The 15,897-nt window shown below is 68.2% G+C and carries 12 protein-coding genes; 4 read left to right on the plus strand and 8 right to left on the minus strand.

The window, feature by feature from the left end; genetic code table 11:
• Positions 1 to 25 precede the first annotated feature (25 nt).
• The 4 genes from IPG50_13320 to IPG50_13335 form a co-directional block, all read right to left on the minus strand.
• On the minus strand, positions 26 to 535 hold the full coding sequence (locus IPG50_13320; GenBank protein MBK6693165.1) for an HIT domain-containing protein: 510 nt from the start codon (positions 533 to 535) through the stop codon (positions 26 to 28).
• A 12-nt stretch (positions 536 to 547) separates the two neighbouring features.
• Positions 548 to 1,375: a hypothetical protein gene (locus IPG50_13325; protein ID MBK6693166.1), complete on the minus strand. Its 828-nt coding sequence runs from the start codon at positions 1,373 to 1,375 to the stop codon at positions 548 to 550.
• Between the two features lie 221 nt (positions 1,376 to 1,596).
• The gene (locus IPG50_13330; GenBank protein ID MBK6693167.1) at positions 1,597 to 2,223 is read right to left on the minus strand and encodes a hypothetical protein; all 627 of its coding nucleotides are present in this window, start codon (positions 2,221 to 2,223) and stop codon (positions 1,597 to 1,599) included.
• 155 nt (positions 2,224 to 2,378) lie between these two features.
• Positions 2,379 to 3,911 carry an acyl-CoA carboxylase subunit beta gene (locus tag IPG50_13335; protein ID MBK6693168.1) on the minus strand — a complete coding sequence of 511 codons (1,533 nt, stop codon included), beginning with the start codon at positions 3,909 to 3,911 and terminating at the stop codon, positions 2,379 to 2,381.
• A gap of 107 nt (positions 3,912 to 4,018) precedes the next feature.
• Here IPG50_13335 and IPG50_13340 point away from each other — a divergent pair, with 107 nt between their 5' ends.
• Positions 4,019 to 5,224, plus strand: coding sequence for an acyltransferase (locus IPG50_13340; protein MBK6693169.1), 1,206 nt, complete (start codon positions 4,019 to 4,021; stop codon positions 5,222 to 5,224).
• Here the strand turns inward: IPG50_13340 and IPG50_13345 are convergent.
• From IPG50_13345 to IPG50_13355, 3 genes are all read right to left on the minus strand, one after another.
• Complete coding sequence (locus IPG50_13345; protein ID MBK6693170.1) at positions 5,211 to 5,990, minus strand: enoyl-CoA hydratase/isomerase family protein; 780 nt, start codon at positions 5,988 to 5,990, stop codon at positions 5,211 to 5,213. The genes IPG50_13340 and IPG50_13345 overlap by 14 nt on opposite strands.
• On the minus strand, positions 5,987 to 8,650 hold the full coding sequence (locus IPG50_13350) for a HEAT repeat domain-containing protein (GenBank protein MBK6693171.1): 2,664 nt from the start codon (positions 8,648 to 8,650) through the stop codon (positions 5,987 to 5,989). The genes IPG50_13345 and IPG50_13350 overlap by 4 nt, the downstream gene beginning before the upstream one ends.
• A 68-nt stretch (positions 8,651 to 8,718) precedes the next feature.
• Positions 8,719 to 9,666 carry a hypothetical protein gene (locus IPG50_13355; GenBank protein ID MBK6693172.1) on the minus strand — a complete coding sequence of 316 codons (948 nt, stop codon included), beginning with the start codon at positions 9,664 to 9,666 and terminating at the stop codon, positions 8,719 to 8,721.
• 505 nt (positions 9,667 to 10,171) lie between these two features.
• On the opposite strand from IPG50_13355, the gene IPG50_13360 reads away from it, so the two are divergent.
• The 3 genes from IPG50_13360 (at position 10,172) to IPG50_13370 (ending at position 13,354) form a co-directional block, all read left to right on the plus strand.
• Positions 10,172 to 10,936, plus strand: a complete 765-nt coding sequence (locus IPG50_13360; GenBank protein ID MBK6693173.1) for a hypothetical protein — start codon at positions 10,172 to 10,174, stop codon at positions 10,934 to 10,936.
• A gap of 377 nt (positions 10,937 to 11,313) precedes the next feature.
• Entirely contained in the window at positions 11,314 to 11,583 is a 270-nt protein-coding gene (locus IPG50_13365; GenBank protein ID MBK6693174.1) for a hypothetical protein, read from the plus strand.
• A 238-nt stretch (positions 11,584 to 11,821) separates the two neighbouring features.
• Positions 11,822 to 13,354, plus strand: coding sequence for a sigma 54-interacting transcriptional regulator (locus IPG50_13370; protein MBK6693175.1), 1,533 nt, complete (start codon positions 11,822 to 11,824; stop codon positions 13,352 to 13,354).
• A 138-nt stretch (positions 13,355 to 13,492) separates the two neighbouring features.
• Here the strand turns inward: IPG50_13370 and pilQ are convergent, their stop codons facing one another.
• Positions 13,493 to 15,784 carry a type IV pilus secretin PilQ gene (gene pilQ, locus IPG50_13375; protein ID MBK6693176.1) on the minus strand — a complete coding sequence of 764 codons (2,292 nt, stop codon included), beginning with the start codon at positions 15,782 to 15,784 and terminating at the stop codon, positions 13,493 to 13,495.
• Positions 15,785 to 15,897 lie beyond the last annotated feature (113 nt).

A 15,897-nucleotide genomic window follows, 5' to 3' on the forward strand; every position in this document is an offset into this window, starting at 1 on the left:
CCACGACAAGCCGCCTCGGCGGCGCCTACGGCTCGCGCCCGAACGCGTGGCGAAGCGACGCGGCTTCGGCCTCAGCCTCCCCGTCGTCGTAGCCGTGGATGGCGTCGGACCACGAGAACACGCGCGCCGGCCGTGACGCGTCGCCTCCCTCGTAGAGCGGCAGCACGTGGACGTGAACGTGCGGGTAGCTCGTCAGCACCTCGTCGGGTGCGCCGAGCTGGGCGACGAAGACGCGCAATGCGCCGCGGTGACGCTCGAGGGTGCACGCGGCGCGGTGCGCCAACGAATAGAGGGCGAGGTATTCGTCGGGCCGAACGTCTGCGTTCTGCTCAGCATGCCGGCGGAGAATGACCATGAGCTCGCTCCGGCGCGACGGGAGGCGATTGAGCCGCAGCGTGGCGTGGTCGTTTTCCGCCACCACAAGGTTCTCATCCCGGTCGGCGCGCCCGAGCACGCACATGAGGCAGCGCTCCGTCTCCGTCAGCAGCCGCGCGCGTTCACGTTCGACGAACGCGACCGCCTCGTCCTTCGCCAAGCGTCGCAAGGCTCAGCCGTTTGGCCGGTGCCGAACATTGCGGCGCGAGCGACGCGCCACTTCGAGTTGTCCGATGGCGCGACGAATCCAATCAGCAAAAGACACTCCGTACGGAACTCTCATCAGACAGGATACGAATCGCTCGAACGGCTCTACCGCCGGCCGGCGCCATTGGCGGATCAAATCGTCACATGATTCGACCATGCAGGGGCTTGGCTCGAGTGCCGTCAGCGGTCGCAGCAATTCGATGTTCGCGGCGAGCTCAGCGTCGAGTTCCTCGGTGGCAAGGGACCACGAGTCAACGGTTGCGATGTGGCACAGGTGAAACTCTCGATACAGCGTGCCTCCAGCAAATGTGTCGTTGCAGCCGTACTGCGCGGCCACAGCGTTGGTGAAGAAGATGCCCGCGACGCGCTCTTTTTGTCGGAGCGCCTCGGCCACGGCGACGGGGCGATTGTCGATGTCGACGGCGCTGTAGGTCTCGCGTTCGGAGTCGACCAGAACAAACAGCGAGTTGCGACTAAGGTCGATGCGAATGAGCTCCGTGCCGTAGTCCTCGCCGGCGAGTTGGCTCGCCCAAGGGGAGGTCCAGCAAAAGCGACCAAGGCGGAACTCCTCGTGACTCAGCGCCCTCGCTACCTCGTCACCACCTCGAGCACGCTGCGCCAAGAGCTCGAAGAGGTAGCCGGCGCGGCCGAGATCATCGGCGGTTCGCGTGTAGAGCTGCTTGTCAGCCGCTAGCTGCTCAGCCTGCGCCGTGCTCGTCCACGAATAGAGCGTTCGCCTCGCCGGCGCGTTGGGGTCGACGCCGAGCGCGGGCCACGCGGGAAAAGCGCACAAAGGCCGCGCGTCCGGATTGAATGCGGCTGGAGACGTCCCTGCGTCGTCGCGCGGGGCTCCGGGTTCTTCGAGTCGCCCACAAGCCGCGAGCGAAGCGACGCCAAGGCCAAACGCACGACGCGACACGGGCTCCATGCTGGCGAGAAGCTAGCACGGAGCCCACGACCTCCCGGCGCCTCGAGGCGGTCTCCGCTCAGACGACGTCCGTACGTGCTCCGCTGTCAGCGCGGACAGGCTTCGCCGGCCTTGAACTCGAAGGTCGTGCAGCAGCGCGGCCGCGGCTGCTCCGGCGGAATGCCCTGGTTGTTGCACTTGTCAGCCGCCGAGATCCAACAAGCGCCGCCGTTCATGATGCAGGCGCCGGTTGTGCTGCTGGAGCCGCCGCCTCCGGGCTCGGGTGCCTCATCGGCAAGCAGCCGTGCGTCGACGTTTTCGTACTTGATGGAGGTGACCTTCCAGTCGTCCACGTTGACGACTGCGAGCGGGTGACCGTTGCTGCCGGGCATCTCCGCCGTGAAGCAACCGGGGCATCGCGCCACGCGGGTCACTTTCCCGGCGACGTTCTCGTCGTCCCAAAGGTTGGGATGCCCGGCCCGGTCGGTGATCTTCGCGTTCCAGAGGACGGTCTTCGCGTGGAGATCGATCTCCGACATCTTGAAGCTGAACTTGACCTTGTAGGTCTCGCCGCCCGCCTTGAGCGGGACCGAGAAGCTACCATCAACCTCGGGATGAGCTAGCTCGACAGCTCCTTGATCCACATCGGACGTGGACTCGGTGCCGGAGGAGCATCCGACAGCGGTAGCGAGCGTCAGGGCGGCGAGGGTTGCGAGCAGGGCGCGGGTCTTCATGGTGCCCAACTCCAAGCACCGACCGTGCCGACACGGAACTCGTGCTTTTCGCCCTCGTTGCGCGCCGCGCCCCCACATGGACGACTCCAATTGGGTAGCCGTCGCTCCGGTTGAGAAGCCTCCTGGTCATCGGCCCACCCAACAGCGGAAAGCCATCAAACTGGCGGAACGAGGTGTTTTCTGCGCGGTCGCACGTCGCGGCGCCCTTCGAGGCGGGCGAAGCGCTCTGCGATCTCGGCGCGGAGCCGGTCGCCCGAGATGACCGAGTCGACGACCATCTCGGCGGCGAGTTTCATGATGTCGATGTCGGCGCGGTATTCGTCTTGGAGCTTCTTCACGAAGGCCTCGCGCTCGGGGCCCTCGGGGATCTCTTGCACCTTGTTGAAGTAGACCGCGTTCACCGCCGGCCCGGGCCCCATGACCGCTATCGACGCCGTCGGCAAGGCGAGGCAAGCGTCGGGCTCAAAGGCTGGCCCGCACATGGCGTAGAGGCCCGCGCCGTAGGCCTTGCGCAAGATGACGCTGATCTTCGGCACCGTCGCTTCGCTCACCGCCGCGATCATCTTGGCGCCGGCGCGGATGATGCCTTGCCGCTCGACCTTGGAGCCGATCATGAAGCCGGGGACGTCGGCCAGGTAGAGCAGCGGAATGTTGAAGGCGTCGCAGAGCCAAATGAAGCGCGCGGCCTTGTCGGCTGAGTCGACGAAGAGCGTGCCACCGAGGTGTTTCGGCTGGTTGGCGACGATGCCCACGACGCGCCCCTCGATGCGAGCCAGGCCGGTGATCATCTCGCGCGCGAAGAGCGCCTTGATCTCGAGGAACGAGCCTTCGTCGATGAGCTCGCCGATGACGGCGTGCATGTCGAAGTACTTGCTCTCCTCCGGCGGAATGATGTCCTCGATGCGCTTGCCTGATGAGCGGGGCTCGCGGGGCGGCGCCGCGGGCGGGAGCAGCCCCTCGTTCGACGGGAAGTACGAGAGGTAACGCTTCGCGAAAGCCAGCGCTTCTTCCTCCGTCTTCACCAGTACGTCGCCGCAGCCGGAGACGCTGCAGTGCATGCGCGCGCCGCCCATCTCCTCGAGCGTCACCTTCTCTTTGATGACGATCTCGGCCATGCGCGGCGAGCCGAGGTACATGCTCGCGTTGCCTTCGACCATGCAGACGACGTCGCAGAAGGCCGGGATGTACGCGCCACCAGCGGCGCTCGGGCCGAAGAGCAAGCACACCTGCGGCACCTGGCCCGAGAGGCGCACCTCGTTGAAGAAGATGCGCCCGGCGCCGCGCCGGCCCGGGAACATCTCGATCTGATCGGTGATGCGCGCGCCGGCCGAATCGACCAGGTAGAGCAGGGGGGCGCGGAGCCGCTCCGCCGTCTCTTGGATACGCAAGATCTTCTCGACGGTGCGCTTGCCCCACGAGCCGGCCTTCACCGTCGAGTCGTTGGCCATGATGGCGACGACGCGGCCGTCGACCTTGGCGGTGCCGGTGATGACGCCGTCGGCGGGGAGCTCGGGGTCGAGGTTGTTGGCGAAGGCCGCGTCTTCGACGAACGTGCCCGCGTCGATGATGCGCGCGATGCGATCGCGCGCGAAGAGCTTGCCGCTCTCGCCATTTTTCTTGTGGTACTTCTCCGCGCCGCCCTTTTCGATGCGGGTACGGGCCTCTTCGAGTTCTCGGTCGCGCAACATCGGCGCGCACGCTATCGCAACTTTCAGCCGCGATGAACGGAATCGGGCGCGACCAGGCGGTTGACCTGCCAGCGGCTCGTCGCCGGTGATATCGAAACGAGCGATCGGTGGCCCCGTTTCCCTCGCTCGCCTCGCTTCTCTCGGCCCGCACGACCTCGGCGGGCACGGAGCCTTTGCCGGCGCTCGACGGCTTGCGCGGGCTCGCCGTGCTCGCCGTGTTCCTCCAGCACCTGCTCGACGGCTACCGGCCGAGCCTCGGTCAATTCTGTTCGCGCCTCCCCTCCCCGCTCGGGCTGCTCGTCGAGGCGACCGTCTCACACGCTCACGTCGGGGTGGACCTCTTCTTCGTCCTCTCGGGCTTCACGCTGTCGTTGCCTTGGCTCGCGCGCGCGGCGTCGAACCAGCCCGTGCAACCCGCCGCCACGTTCTTTCGCCGTCGCGCCGCTCGGCTCGTGCCCGCCTACGCCCTTGCGGTCTTCGCCGCCGCGCTCGTTTTTCGAGAACGCATCGTCGCGCTCGCGCCTGGCGACGCGGCAGCGGCACTCGCGACGCATGCGCTGATGCTCCAAGGGTACCTCTCGCCGGGCGGCCTCGTTCTCATCGGCGCGAGCTGGTCGTTGACGACCGAGGTGAGCTTCTACCTGCTCTTCCCTTGGCTCGCGCCTCGCGTCCTCTCGCCGGGAACGCGAGCTATCCCGTGGGCCATCGCGCTTTTCTTCTTCGCGTGGCTCTCGCGCGCCGCCCTCCACGAGCTCGCCCTTGAGAAGACGGCAACGTGGCCGGGCCTTCTCGAGCTCTCGCAGCGCCGCTTCATCAGTTCGCGACTCGATCAGTTCGTTCTCGGCATGACCGCCGCGGCGTTCGCCACGCGAAGGCCGCGCCTCCCCCGCCTTCACGCCGATGGCCTCGCCGCCGCGTCGCTGGCGGGGTTGCTCGTCGCCTTTCGCCTCGACGCGCAGCTCTACGGGCACCGCGGCGGCGGCGCGCCTTACGCGCTCGTGTCGCTCTCGCTGGCGGGGCTCGTCTTTGCGGCGACGGGCTCGGGCGTCGTGCAGCGCTTTGCGCGGTGGCGATGGCTAACGGGCCTCGGGGTCGTCAGCTACGGCGTCTTCCTGTTCCATCAGCTCGCCCTCGAAGCCGTGAGGCGCGCGGCGGCCGCGCTCCCGATGCCCGCTGCGCCTTGGCTCCACGGCGCGCTCGTAGGCATCGCCGCGCTCGCGTTGGCCATCGCCGCAGGCACCGCGTCTTACGTGTTCATCGAGCGCCCGGCCCTCCTCCGCTGGGGACGCTCGGCTCGGCTCAGCGGCCCTTGAAGTCGGGCTTTCGCTTCTCGGCAAACGCGCGCAGCGCCTCGCGGCGATCCTCCGAGACGAGCACCTTGTCGTAGCTCACCTTCTCAAGCTCGAGCCCTAGCTCGAGGGTCGTGTCGCCGGCGCGATCGATGGCTTCGAGGGCCGCCGCCTGCGCGATGGGCGCGCCCTGAGTGATGGGCTCGATCCAAGCGAGCACGTCTTCGACGAGGTCGACGCCGTCGGGCACCACGCGATTGACGAGGCCGAAGGACAAGGCCTCCGCCGCGCCGATTCGGCGCCCCAAGAGGATGAGCTCCTTCGCGCGGGCCTCACCGACGAGGCGCGTGAGCCTTTGCGTACCCCCAGCACCAGGAATGATGCCGAGCGTCGTCTCCGGCAGCGCGAGCACCGCCGACGAAACGGCCACGCGCAAGTCGCACACGAGCGCCAGCTCGAGGCCGCCGCCGAGGGCGACGCCGTTGAGCGCCGCGACGACGGGCTTGGGTGAGCGATCAAGGGGCCCGAGCTCGCTCCGATAGAGCTCGACTTGAACGCGGATATCGTTCTCCGTCATGCCCTGGCGCTCTTTCAAGTCGGCGCCGGCGCAGAAGGCTTTTTGGCCCGCCCCCGTGAGCACGATGGCGGAGACGGCGGGGTCGCCAATGGCTTCGCGGGCGAGGCGCCCGAGCTCGAGCAGGACGCCGCGCGAGAGCGCGTTGGAGCGATCGGGGCGATTGAGCGTAAAGAGAGCGACTTTGCCTCGTCGCTCGGCGCGCACTTCGGTCATCGTGAGCCTTCCTTCTTGGCGGGCTTGCTCTTGGGCTTCTTGGTCGCCTGCGTCGCGGCCCCCTTGGCCGCGCCCGCCGGCTCTTCCGGGGTGACGCGTGCCGCGAGGGCGCTCACCTTCGCCTTCAACTCCGCGTGTTCGTTTTGGAGCTTCTCGAGTTCTTCGCGCAGTGACTCCATGGCGCGTTTGCCCTCGCCGCCCATGTCGCGGAGCGTTTCGCGAATGCGTCGCCGAACGCGCGCGTCGAGGTCGACCTCGAGGCGCCCCCTTAGCGCCGGCCGTGCCTTGGTGTCGCCGTATTCGGCGAGCGCGCGCACGACGTCCATGCGCAAGTGAGGGTCGTCGTCATCGAGGAGCTCCTCCAGGGCCTCGCGACCGCGCCGATCGCTCATGAGCTTGGGCACGGCTGCGATGGCGGCGCGACGCGTCCGCGTGCTGTGGCCATAACGCGTTCGCGCCAGGAGGTGAGGCGTCGCGCGGTCGTCACGAAGGGCCGCGAGGCCATCGATGACGGCGCCGCGAATCACGTCGGCCCAAGACGACCGCTCGAGGAGATCGACGAGCGTTTCGAAGGTCGACGTCTGCCGCGTGCGACCGAGAGACCGCGCCGCCTCCGCCTCGACGAGGTAACTCGGATCCTTGAGCGCCTTCGGCTTGAGCGCCTCGACGGCGGTCGTCGTTCGGAACGCGCCGAGGGCGGCGCAGACGGCGCGCCGCACCTTCGGATGAGCGACGGACACGGCGCCGCGGAGAGCCGCTTCGCTCTCCTTGCCGCGAATGCGGCCAAGCGCCTCGGCGCACGCGGAGCGAACGCCCCAGAACTCCTCGTCGTTGGCGAGGCACTTGGCGAGGGCCGCCACGGTCAGCGACGTATCGCTGCGCGAGAGCGACAGCGCCGCGAGCCAGCGGCCGCGCGCCGATTTCGCGCCCGCGAGCTGAGCATGGAGCATGTCGTCAGGGACCTTGAGGGAGACCTCTCCGAGCACGCGGAAGTCTGGGTCGATGACGACGAAGGCCGGTCGTTCGGCGCTCGAAAGCGCGAAAGTCTCGGCGCGCGAACGCACGGCGATGCGTTCCCGGCGCTCACGACCGTCGGCGTCGACGAGATCGACATAGAACGACAGCTCGAAGGTCACTGGGACATCGTCGGTGTGCGCGTGCGTCTGCTTGACGGCGAGCGAAAGGACGCCCTTCTCCCAGGTCACCGTGACATCGAGCTCCGGGTGACCGGGCCTATGCACGAACTGCTCGAAGAGACGCCCCAAGCTGCGGCCGCTGACCTCTTCGAGGGCCCGCATGAGGTCGCGCGTCTCGACCACGCCGTGGGCATGACGCTTGAGGTAGACGCCAACGCCCTTCCAAAAGAGCGCGTCGCCGAGCTCCATACGAAGGACGTGCAAGAAGAGCCCACCCTTCTCGTAGAGGTGGCGGTCAAAGAGGTCCGTCGGCGCGTCGTAGAGCTGCGAGACGATGGGACGACGATAACGGCCGTGCGCCTCCGACACATAGGCATCGAGATCGCTGCGGAGGCCGTAGTCGTATTCGTCCTTGCCGAGGCGGTGCTCGCGAAAGACGTGCTCCATGAAGGTCGCGAAGCCTTCGTTGAGCCAGCCCTCGGACCAGTCTCGGCACGTCACGTAGTCGCCGAACCATTGATGCGCGAGCTCATGGGCGATGAGGTCGTCGGAGGTGATGTCGAGCTCGGCACGCGCGTCTAGGAGCGGGTGCTCGTAGAGCGTCGTGGCCGTGGTGTTCTCCATGCCGCCGAAGATGAAGTCGCTGACGACCACCTGCGCGTATTTGTTCCAGGGATAGGGGACGCCGAGGAGCTCTCCGAAGTGCGTGAGCATGTCCGGCGTCCGGCCGAAGGTCCGCTCCACGTCGCCGGCGCGATCCTTGGGCACCAAGTACGAGAGGGGGACGCCGCCTGCGCTGGCCGTCGTCTCACTGAACTCGCCAGCAACCACGGTGAGCAGGTAGCTCGGATGCGGCGCATCCATCTTCCAGTGGAACGTCCACGCGCCGAGCGCCGGCGTGTCTTTCGCCGCGAGAGCGCCGTTGGAGAGCACCGTGAAACCGTTGGGCACGGTGACGCGCATCTCCGTGGTCATCTTCACGTGCGGCTTGTCGTGGCACGGGATGAAGTGGCGCGCGTCTTCGTCTTGGCACTGCGTCCACGCCTGGCGCGGACGTCCCGGCACGTGCTCGTCGGGCGCGAGGAAGTAGAGACCGCGGCGCGGCGTCGCCGCGTACTTGACCGTGAGTCGCCCCTCGGCGAATGGGACCGGAATGGGCACACGAAGCGTCTTGCCGTCGTTGTGGCAAGGGACGTCTTTCCCGTCGAGGCGCGCCGTGGGGGCCTCGAAGCCCACCGCGTCGAGCGTGATCTCGGCGGCCGCGGGGTCGACGCGGCGGAGCGAGAGTGTGACCTCGCCGCTCACGCGGCGCGCGTCGAAGTCGAGGGTCAGCTCGGCCGCGAGGTGCGTGACGGCGAAGGGCCTGTCGGGCTCGAAGTGGCGCGTCGACGTGGCGAGGCCAAAGGGCCGCGCAAGAGCGCGTTCGCTTCGCTCTAGCGCGAGCTCTTCCGTGCGCTCTTCGCGAAGGGAGACGGAGTGGAGGCCAACACAGGAGCAGCGGTGAAAACGCGTTTCGAGCGACATGCGGTGACCGGCGAGTTTGCCATTTTCGGGACGAAAAGGGCGCGGTTACAGAGACGCCGCGCGCTCCCTCAGCGAAAATCCTGGTTGACCCAGAAGCGCCCGCCGCCAAGCTGCGCGAAGCCGCAAAAGACCTGGGTGTACTTCTTCCGCGTCATGTTGTCGTAGTGACCGCCGCCGGGCCCCTCGTCGAACATCTGCTGAAAGCACCGCGTCATGACCTGATCGACGTTCTCGCCGGGGTAGTTGGGGCAGGTGTTCTGCGCGAACTCGCGGCAACTGCCGAAGTTCTTGTGAGCCACGCGGGTGCGGGCATCGGCCGCCGACTGGTTGTCGGCGCAGGCCTCTGAGGACGGATCGCGGGCCACGGGCCCGACGCCAACGCGTGCACGATACATGTTGGTAAGCTGCACGCATCGCTCGCGGGCCGCGGCGAAGGGGTCGCCGGGGTTTGGCGACGGCGTGGGAGCCGGCGTGGGAGCCGGCGTGGGCGCCGGCACTGGAATGGGCGTCATGACGACCGGCGGCGGCGTGGGACGTGGTGCTGGCGCGGGGGGCGGCGCGGGCGATGGCGACGCAACGGGGCCACCGGGCCAGCAGCTCCCGCCGAACCACGTCGGGATGCAGCCTGCACCGGTCTTGCAATCGGCGCTCGTCGAGCATCCACCACAGCGTCCGCGCACGCATCGACCGAAGGGGCATTGCGCTTCGTTGTCGCTGCCGCAGGGAATGCCAGGCGCCGGCGCGATACCGGCCGGTTGCGGTGGCGCAACGGGCGGCGGCGCGGCGGGGCCAATGCCCGTGGCAACGGGCGGCGCATAAGGCGGCGCCGGCGGGGGCACCTGCGTTGGATACGTCGGCGCGTAGGCTGTGGGCGTGGAATACGGGTACGCGAGCGGCGGGGGCGGCGGGCCGGGATTCTTCTTCACGCAGCTGGATGCGGTGGCCGCCAGCAGCGCGAGCGCAGCGAAGGCGGGAACAGCGGCGAGGACGCGGGTTGCGTAAGCGGTGCGATGCACGGGAGCAGCATAACGTGCCGCGGAAGGGCCACGGCCTCTAGGTAGCGAAGCGGGCGCCTTTGCGCCGGCGCCTCGCGAGGGAAGCCTCCTCCGGCAATCGCCTGCCTCGCGAGGCAAGCGCATAAAATGCCACGCCCCGAGCGCGCTGCCGCAGGCGGTCCAAATCGTACCGACGCGGGTCGGTCCGCCTCTTCACCGCCACTTCGGCCCGCAAGATTCGGCGTCCGTGACCTGGCCCGACCGCTGCAACGGTAAGTCTCCGTCCGGCCTCCAACGGCTTCGTCATGAACAGCACCGCCCACTCCCGCGACACGACCCTCGTTGCAAAGCGTCCGGCTCCGCCGCGACGGGCGCGTCACCGCACGACGGAAGAGCACGATGCGCTCCGGGGCTGGCTGTCGGCCGTGCAATCCGGGCTTCTCGCTCAACTCGGGGGCCGTCGCGGCGCTCCGACCTCACAAGTACGCACCGTTGAAGTTGCCCGCCAACCGGAGAAACACTCGCCATGAAGCTCATCCAGACCTTCTTTCCCGCTGCCACGCAGGGCTCTGCCGACTCGCGCATGAGCGAGATAACCGACGAGGCAGTGCTGGCCGAGTCCAGCGGCGGCTTCCTCGACGTTGTGGCCATTGACGAAGGAGGAGGAGGTTGGTTCGACCCCTCTGGCGGACTCGGCTTCGACCCCGCCGGTGACCTCGGCTTCGATCCCGCCGGTGACCTCGGCTTCGATCCCGCCGGTGACCTCGGCTTCGATGCCGCCGGTGATCTCGGCTTCGATCCTTCCGTGGACCCATCGCAGGACGTGACGGACGAGCCATTCGTTGCATCACTCGACATCGATCCGAACGACGCTGGCGCCTACAACTCCGCCGGTAGCGTTCACGTCGAGCCCGATCCGCTGCCGCCCGCCACGGAGCCCTCGATCACGCAAGACCCGCAGCGCGGGGTCTACGTCATAGGCGGCAACAACCCGTGGGCCGACGATGGCCCTCGCACGCCGACGTCGGCGCCGGAGCGTGCGCCGGAGCGACAGCCCTACCATGATCCGGTTTACGACCACACGCCCTCCGCCGACAGAGAGGTCGGCTACGCGGTGCTCGGCTACGCTCTGTCGCAGGCTGGCGGTGCGTTGGGCGCAGTCGTTGGCGGCCCCGTCGGCGCCGCGGTGGGCGGGGCGCTCGGCCGCTGGGCAGCGAACGAGCTCATCGAGCGCGCCGACCTGTCCAACAACGACAACCTAGGCAACATGGCCGACGTGGTCGCCCCCTGAACGGCGCGGCGCGGAGGAGCGGTGACGCCGACTTCGCGGAGACGCTGCGGGCCTGGCACCGCCACGGCCGCCACGATGGTGCCGACCCCTTGGGGCCGCGCCGAAGAGCCGACGTTCGGCGGAGTGGCGCCTGTTGGAGACGTGATCGCCGCCCGGAGGTTCGAGATTAGCCCTGTGCGGCAACGTACCGCCGCGCGCGGCAATCACCCCAACGAGGTGCTCAGCTCAACTGTGTACGCAGCCGGTCCAAGTTGTACCGCGGGCGTTCGGTACGCCCGGCGCAACGCCTATTTGGGCTGAAATTTGGTCGCTTTGCGCGCTGGCGCGTCAGCTGCACTGAAGTTTTCCGTCGCGCCGGCGACGCACCAGGCCCTCCCATGACCCCCAACGCGCCCTTCGACACGACCATCCTTGCACTTGTGCCGTCGCCGGCGCGACGCGGGCGCGACCTCACGACGGAGGAGCACGACGAGCTCCGCGCCTGGCTCTCCCAGGTTCAGCGTCAGATCTTGGCGCGCCTGGGCGGCCACCGCGATGCTCCCGCCTCGCAGACTCGCGTCGTAGCCAACGGCAGCGAAGCCAACGCACTTGCTGAAACAGTCTCACCGCCCGCCCGCGCCACCCGGACACGAGGGAATCAGCCATGAGGACGAGAATCTCCAATTGGGAGCCCACCGCAAACGGCCATGCCTTGATCGAGATCACCGACGATGGACTCCTCGCCGAGACCACAGGTGGCGACGATGGTGAGTGGTGTGATGGGAGCGTGTCGAGTCTATGACACCCCCTAGCCCTGCACCCGTGCAAGCGCGGGAAAGCCTCCGCGAAGAGACCGCCCATCGCTCCCCTTGTGACCTGCTCCCCGCCCGAGAGATAATCACTCCCTTGAACGCTCCCGCCCACAGAGTCGACGCCCCCCCGGCACCGAGCCCCCTTCGGAGCCTGCGCCTTCTCGTTGGGGGTCAAACCATCGAGGTCGCCTCACTGCCGCACCAGGGCCGTTACGTCCTGGGTCGCGGCACCGAGGCGCAAGTGGTCGTGAGAGACAGCACCGTCTCGCGCCTTCACGCGGCGCTCACGTCCGGTCCTTCGGGCCTATCGCTCACAGACCTCGGCAGCGCCAACGGCACGCGCATCGGTGTTCAGCCGCTCGTTCCCAACGAAGCGTGCGTTTTGCCGCTGAGCCAGCTCTTCTCCCTCGGTGACGTCATCGCCGTCGTCTACGAGGGCCCGTCGACGGCGCAGGCACGCTGGGCCGTCGGTCGCGAGGCGCTCGCCACCGATCTCGAACAGCTTCTGCGCACCAACCTCGCCGTGGGTCGCGGCAACGAGCAACCGCTCACGGTAGGTGCCCTGCGCGGCGAACAAGTCGCGCGGTGGCTGCCCGTCGTCGTCGGCCTCGCGCCGCCCTCGGCCACCCTCGCCGTGACCGGCGAGAACGTCATGTCGATCTTGCTGCCGGGCATCCCGCGCGCCGCGGCCATCGAGTGGTTCGAGGCCGTCGCGTCGTGCCTCAAGGACGATCCCCCGACGCTCGCGGGCATCGTCGCGACGGACATTCGAAGTTTCCCGGAGGACGGCGCCGTGCTCGTCGACCTCTTCCCCCACGAGAGCAACGAATCGACCAAGCCGCGGAAGCGTGCTCCGGCCCCCGTCGTGGCGACCAGCGCCCCGATGGCGGCCTTGTTCGAACGGGCCGACCGAGCCACCGACGACGCGCGCTGCGTTCTCATCGTCGGCGAGCGAGGCGTCGGCAAGCAACGCCTCGCGCGGCGCCTTCATGATCGATCGCCGCGCACGCAGGGCCCCTTCGTCGTGTTCGACTGCGCGGCGTTGCCGGAAGACGTCGTCGATGGCGAGCTCTTTGGCTACGAAGCCGGCGCCGTTCCGGGCACCACCACCGGCAAGGCCGGCGTCCTCGACGCGGCCCGCGGCGGCACCCTCGTGCTCCGTGAGGTCGGTGCGCTTCCCGAGCCCACACAAGTGAAGTTGCTTCGCGTCCTCGAGCAGCGCGCCGTGGTCCGACTCGGCGGCAACGGGACACATCCCGTCGACGTGCGCTGGATTGCGACGTCGAGCGCCGATCTGGCGACGTCGGCGACCGACGGCACCTTCTTGCCCGAGCTCTATGCGCGGCTCAATGCCGTCAGCATGCCCGTGCCTCCGCTCCGTGAGCGACACGGCGAGATCGCGAGCCTCATCACGTTGTTCGCGGCCGGCGCCGCCGAGCTGCTCGAGCGAGCGACGCCGCGCTTCTCACCGGACGTCATCGCGACGCTCGAGCGTCAGCCGTGGCGCGGCAACCTGCGCGAGCTCCGGAGCACCGTCGAGCGGATGGTCATCGAGGCCCGCGGCGTCATCACCGTCGACAACCTCCCGCCGGAGATGCGCGCCGCGCGGCCGCCGTCCAACCCTTAACCAAACGCGGGCGGCGCAGGTGCTCGGTATCACGCGCCGTGCGCTCGTCGGGCGCATGGAGAAGTACAACCTCCCGCGCCCGCGACGCTGACGCACCCGCCCGACGGAAGCCGCCGGGCGTGCGGCGACTTCGCCGTGTTACCGTCCGAGGGCCTCGGCGCGGTTGACGATGCGCGGCGTGAGGAAGATGACGAGCTCGTTGCGCGAATCGCTCGCGCGGCGACGCTGGAAGAGGACGCCGAGGATCGGAATGTCGCCGAAGAACGGCACCTGATCGAGGTTGCGACCGGTGTTGCGCGTGAAGATGCCACCGATGACCGCCGTGTGGCCGTCCATGACGAGGAGATCGGTCTCGGCTTCGCGCTTCAAGATGGTCGGATCGCCACGGGCCGAGGTTTGGTTGAAGTCGGGCTCGTCTCGGTTGATGCGAACGTGCATCGCGACGGAGCCGTCGGCGGTGACGTGCGGCTTCACGAGGAGCTGCAGCTTCGCTTCCTGGAAGGTCGTCTGCACGCCTTGGGCGCTCACCTGCGAGAACGGGATGAGCGTTCCTTGGCTGATGCGCGCGTCGCGGTTGTCGAGCGTCAAGATGCGCGGGCTCGAGACGATGCGGAGCATACCGCTCGCCTCGGCCGCCGAGAGGCGCACGCCGAGGTTGAAGTTGTTGTCGATGGAGCCGAACGACAGACCGAGCGCACCGCCTTGCCCCGTACCGACGGTGGCCGGAAGGTTCACGGCGAAGTTCGGGTTCGGGATGTTGCGCTGGAACGGCGAGAGACCGGCCGTCGGCGTCAGGTTGTCGTAGTTACCGCCGGAGATGCCCGCGCGCGACGGGAACGCGACGCCCGTGGGGTTGCCCGTGGCTTCGCTGAAGGTCGCGTCACCGCCCCACTGGATACCGACGTCGCGGAGGTAGCGGCTCGTGGCCTCGACGATGCGCGCCTCGACGAGCACCTGCGGCGTCTGCGTGTCGAGGGAGCGAACCAGCTCCTCGATGTGGTTCAGGTTGCCGGCCACGTCGCGGGCGATAAGCACGTTCGTGCGCGTGTCGACGGCGAGCGAGCCGCGCGGCGAGAGGAAGTCCTTCGCGCGCGCTTGCAGCTCGTCGGCGCTGGCGTAGCTGACGGGGATGAGGCGCGTCTCGAGGGGCGCCAGCTCCAGCTCTTGTTTCTGTTGCGTGAGCTTGAGCTCGCGCTCCTTCTGGAGCGTGAACATCGGCGCCACGCGAATCAGGTTCCCTTGCCGCACCATGCCGAGACCTTTGGCCTGGAGCACCACGTCGAGCGCTTGGTCCCAAGGGACGTTGCGCATGCGGATGGTGATGTTGCCTTGCACGTCGTCGGCGGTGACGATGTTGACGCGACCCACGTCGGCGAGGAGCCGAAGGATGTTGTGGATGTCGGCGTCTTTGAGATCGAGGTCGATGCGTCGACCGGCGAAGCGGCGGTTCTCGCCGCCAACCTGGCCAGCAACACCCTGCGTGAAGCCGGCTTGAACGCCCTTCTCGGTCTCGACGTAGATCTCGGGACGAATCGAGGTCTCGATCTTCGGCACGTCGGCGGGCGCTTCTTCCCGCGCGACCGTCACGGTGCGGCGGACGCCCTTACCCACGGTCCCGGTGGGCGCGTCGAAGGCCCAGACGAGCTTGCCGTCCTCGATGCTCACGGAGCCTTGCGAGTCGCCGTCGCGCGAAACCTCGACGATGGCCGCGCTGGCCGACGGATCGTCGAAGATGCTGATGCTCTTCACGGTGCCCTTGAGCGACGCGACGTCCATCGTGCGCTTCTCGCTCTCGGGGACGCGGGTCTTGCGGATCTCGAGGCGGAGGCGCTTGTCGGGGAGCTGCGTGACGGCGTAGGTCGGGCTTCCGCTGACGGAGACGAGGATGCGCTCGGGGCTCCGGCCGGAGCCGCGATCGAATTTGACGTGCGAGAGCTGGCCGTCATCGGAGCCGGTCTTCGCTTGCGCGCTGCCCGGCGCCGCGTTGGTCTCGGCGGCCGGCGAGAGGGCGATGCGAAGCGTCGCGCCGTCGGGGCGAATGCGGTAGGTGACCTTGTCTCTAAGGTGAATGGTGAGGCGCGTGGAGCGCGCGTCCCCTTCCCCGAAGGTCGTGGCCATGACCCCGCCGACAACGCCGGTCTTCGGCGTGACGGCTTCGATGGCCTTGGCCGTGTCGGTGCCGGCGAGGTCGACGAGCAGACGCTTGCCGCCTCCCTCGAGGCGGGCGCTGTAGGTCGAGCCCTGCGTGCCAACGACGACGATCTCCTGAGCGCCGTCGCGCGTCTCTTCGACGCGCACTTCTTTCAGGTGATTCGGCGCCGGTGCCGCGCTCGCGCTGATCGCGTAGAGGGGCAGTGCAGTTGCCAACGTGAACGCGGCGGCGCGACGGGCCATCCAGCGGACGAGAGCAACGTTGGGGCTACGCTTCATGTGACTCGCTCCAGGTGCGCTCGCGAAGGGCGGCGCGCCAAGTGGAAGCGTAGGCGGAGGGGCCAAGCGATTCCCAGTTTGTGGCGGGCCGACGAGCGGGGGCGTCAGAGGCC

Source organism: Myxococcales bacterium (assembly GCA_016703425.1).
Classification (GTDB): domain Bacteria; phylum Myxococcota_A; class Polyangia; order Polyangiales; family Polyangiaceae; genus JADJCA01.

Excerpts from the sequence above, each read along its gene's own strand:
- IPG50_13330 (MBK6693167.1), bottom strand. The coding sequence starts at position 2,223 with ATGAAGACCCGCGCCCTGCTCGCAACCCTCGCCGCCCTGACGCTCGCT.
- IPG50_13335 (MBK6693168.1), bottom strand. The coding sequence starts at position 3,911 with ATGTTGCGCGACCGAGAACTCGAAGAGGCCCGTACCCGCATCGAAAAG.
- IPG50_13345 (MBK6693170.1), bottom strand. The coding sequence starts at position 5,990 with ATGACCGAAGTGCGCGCCGAGCGACGAGGCAAAGTCGCTCTCTTTACG.
- IPG50_13350 (MBK6693171.1), bottom strand. The coding sequence starts at position 8,650 with ATGTCGCTCGAAACGCGTTTTCACCGCTGCTCCTGTGTTGGCCTCCAC.
- IPG50_13360 (MBK6693173.1), top strand. The coding sequence starts at position 10,172 with ATGAAGCTCATCCAGACCTTCTTTCCCGCTGCCACGCAGGGCTCTGCC.
- IPG50_13365 (MBK6693174.1), top strand. The coding sequence starts at position 11,314 with ATGACCCCCAACGCGCCCTTCGACACGACCATCCTTGCACTTGTGCCG.
- pilQ (MBK6693176.1), bottom strand. The coding sequence starts at position 15,784 with ATGAAGCGTAGCCCCAACGTTGCTCTCGTCCGCTGGATGGCCCGTCGC.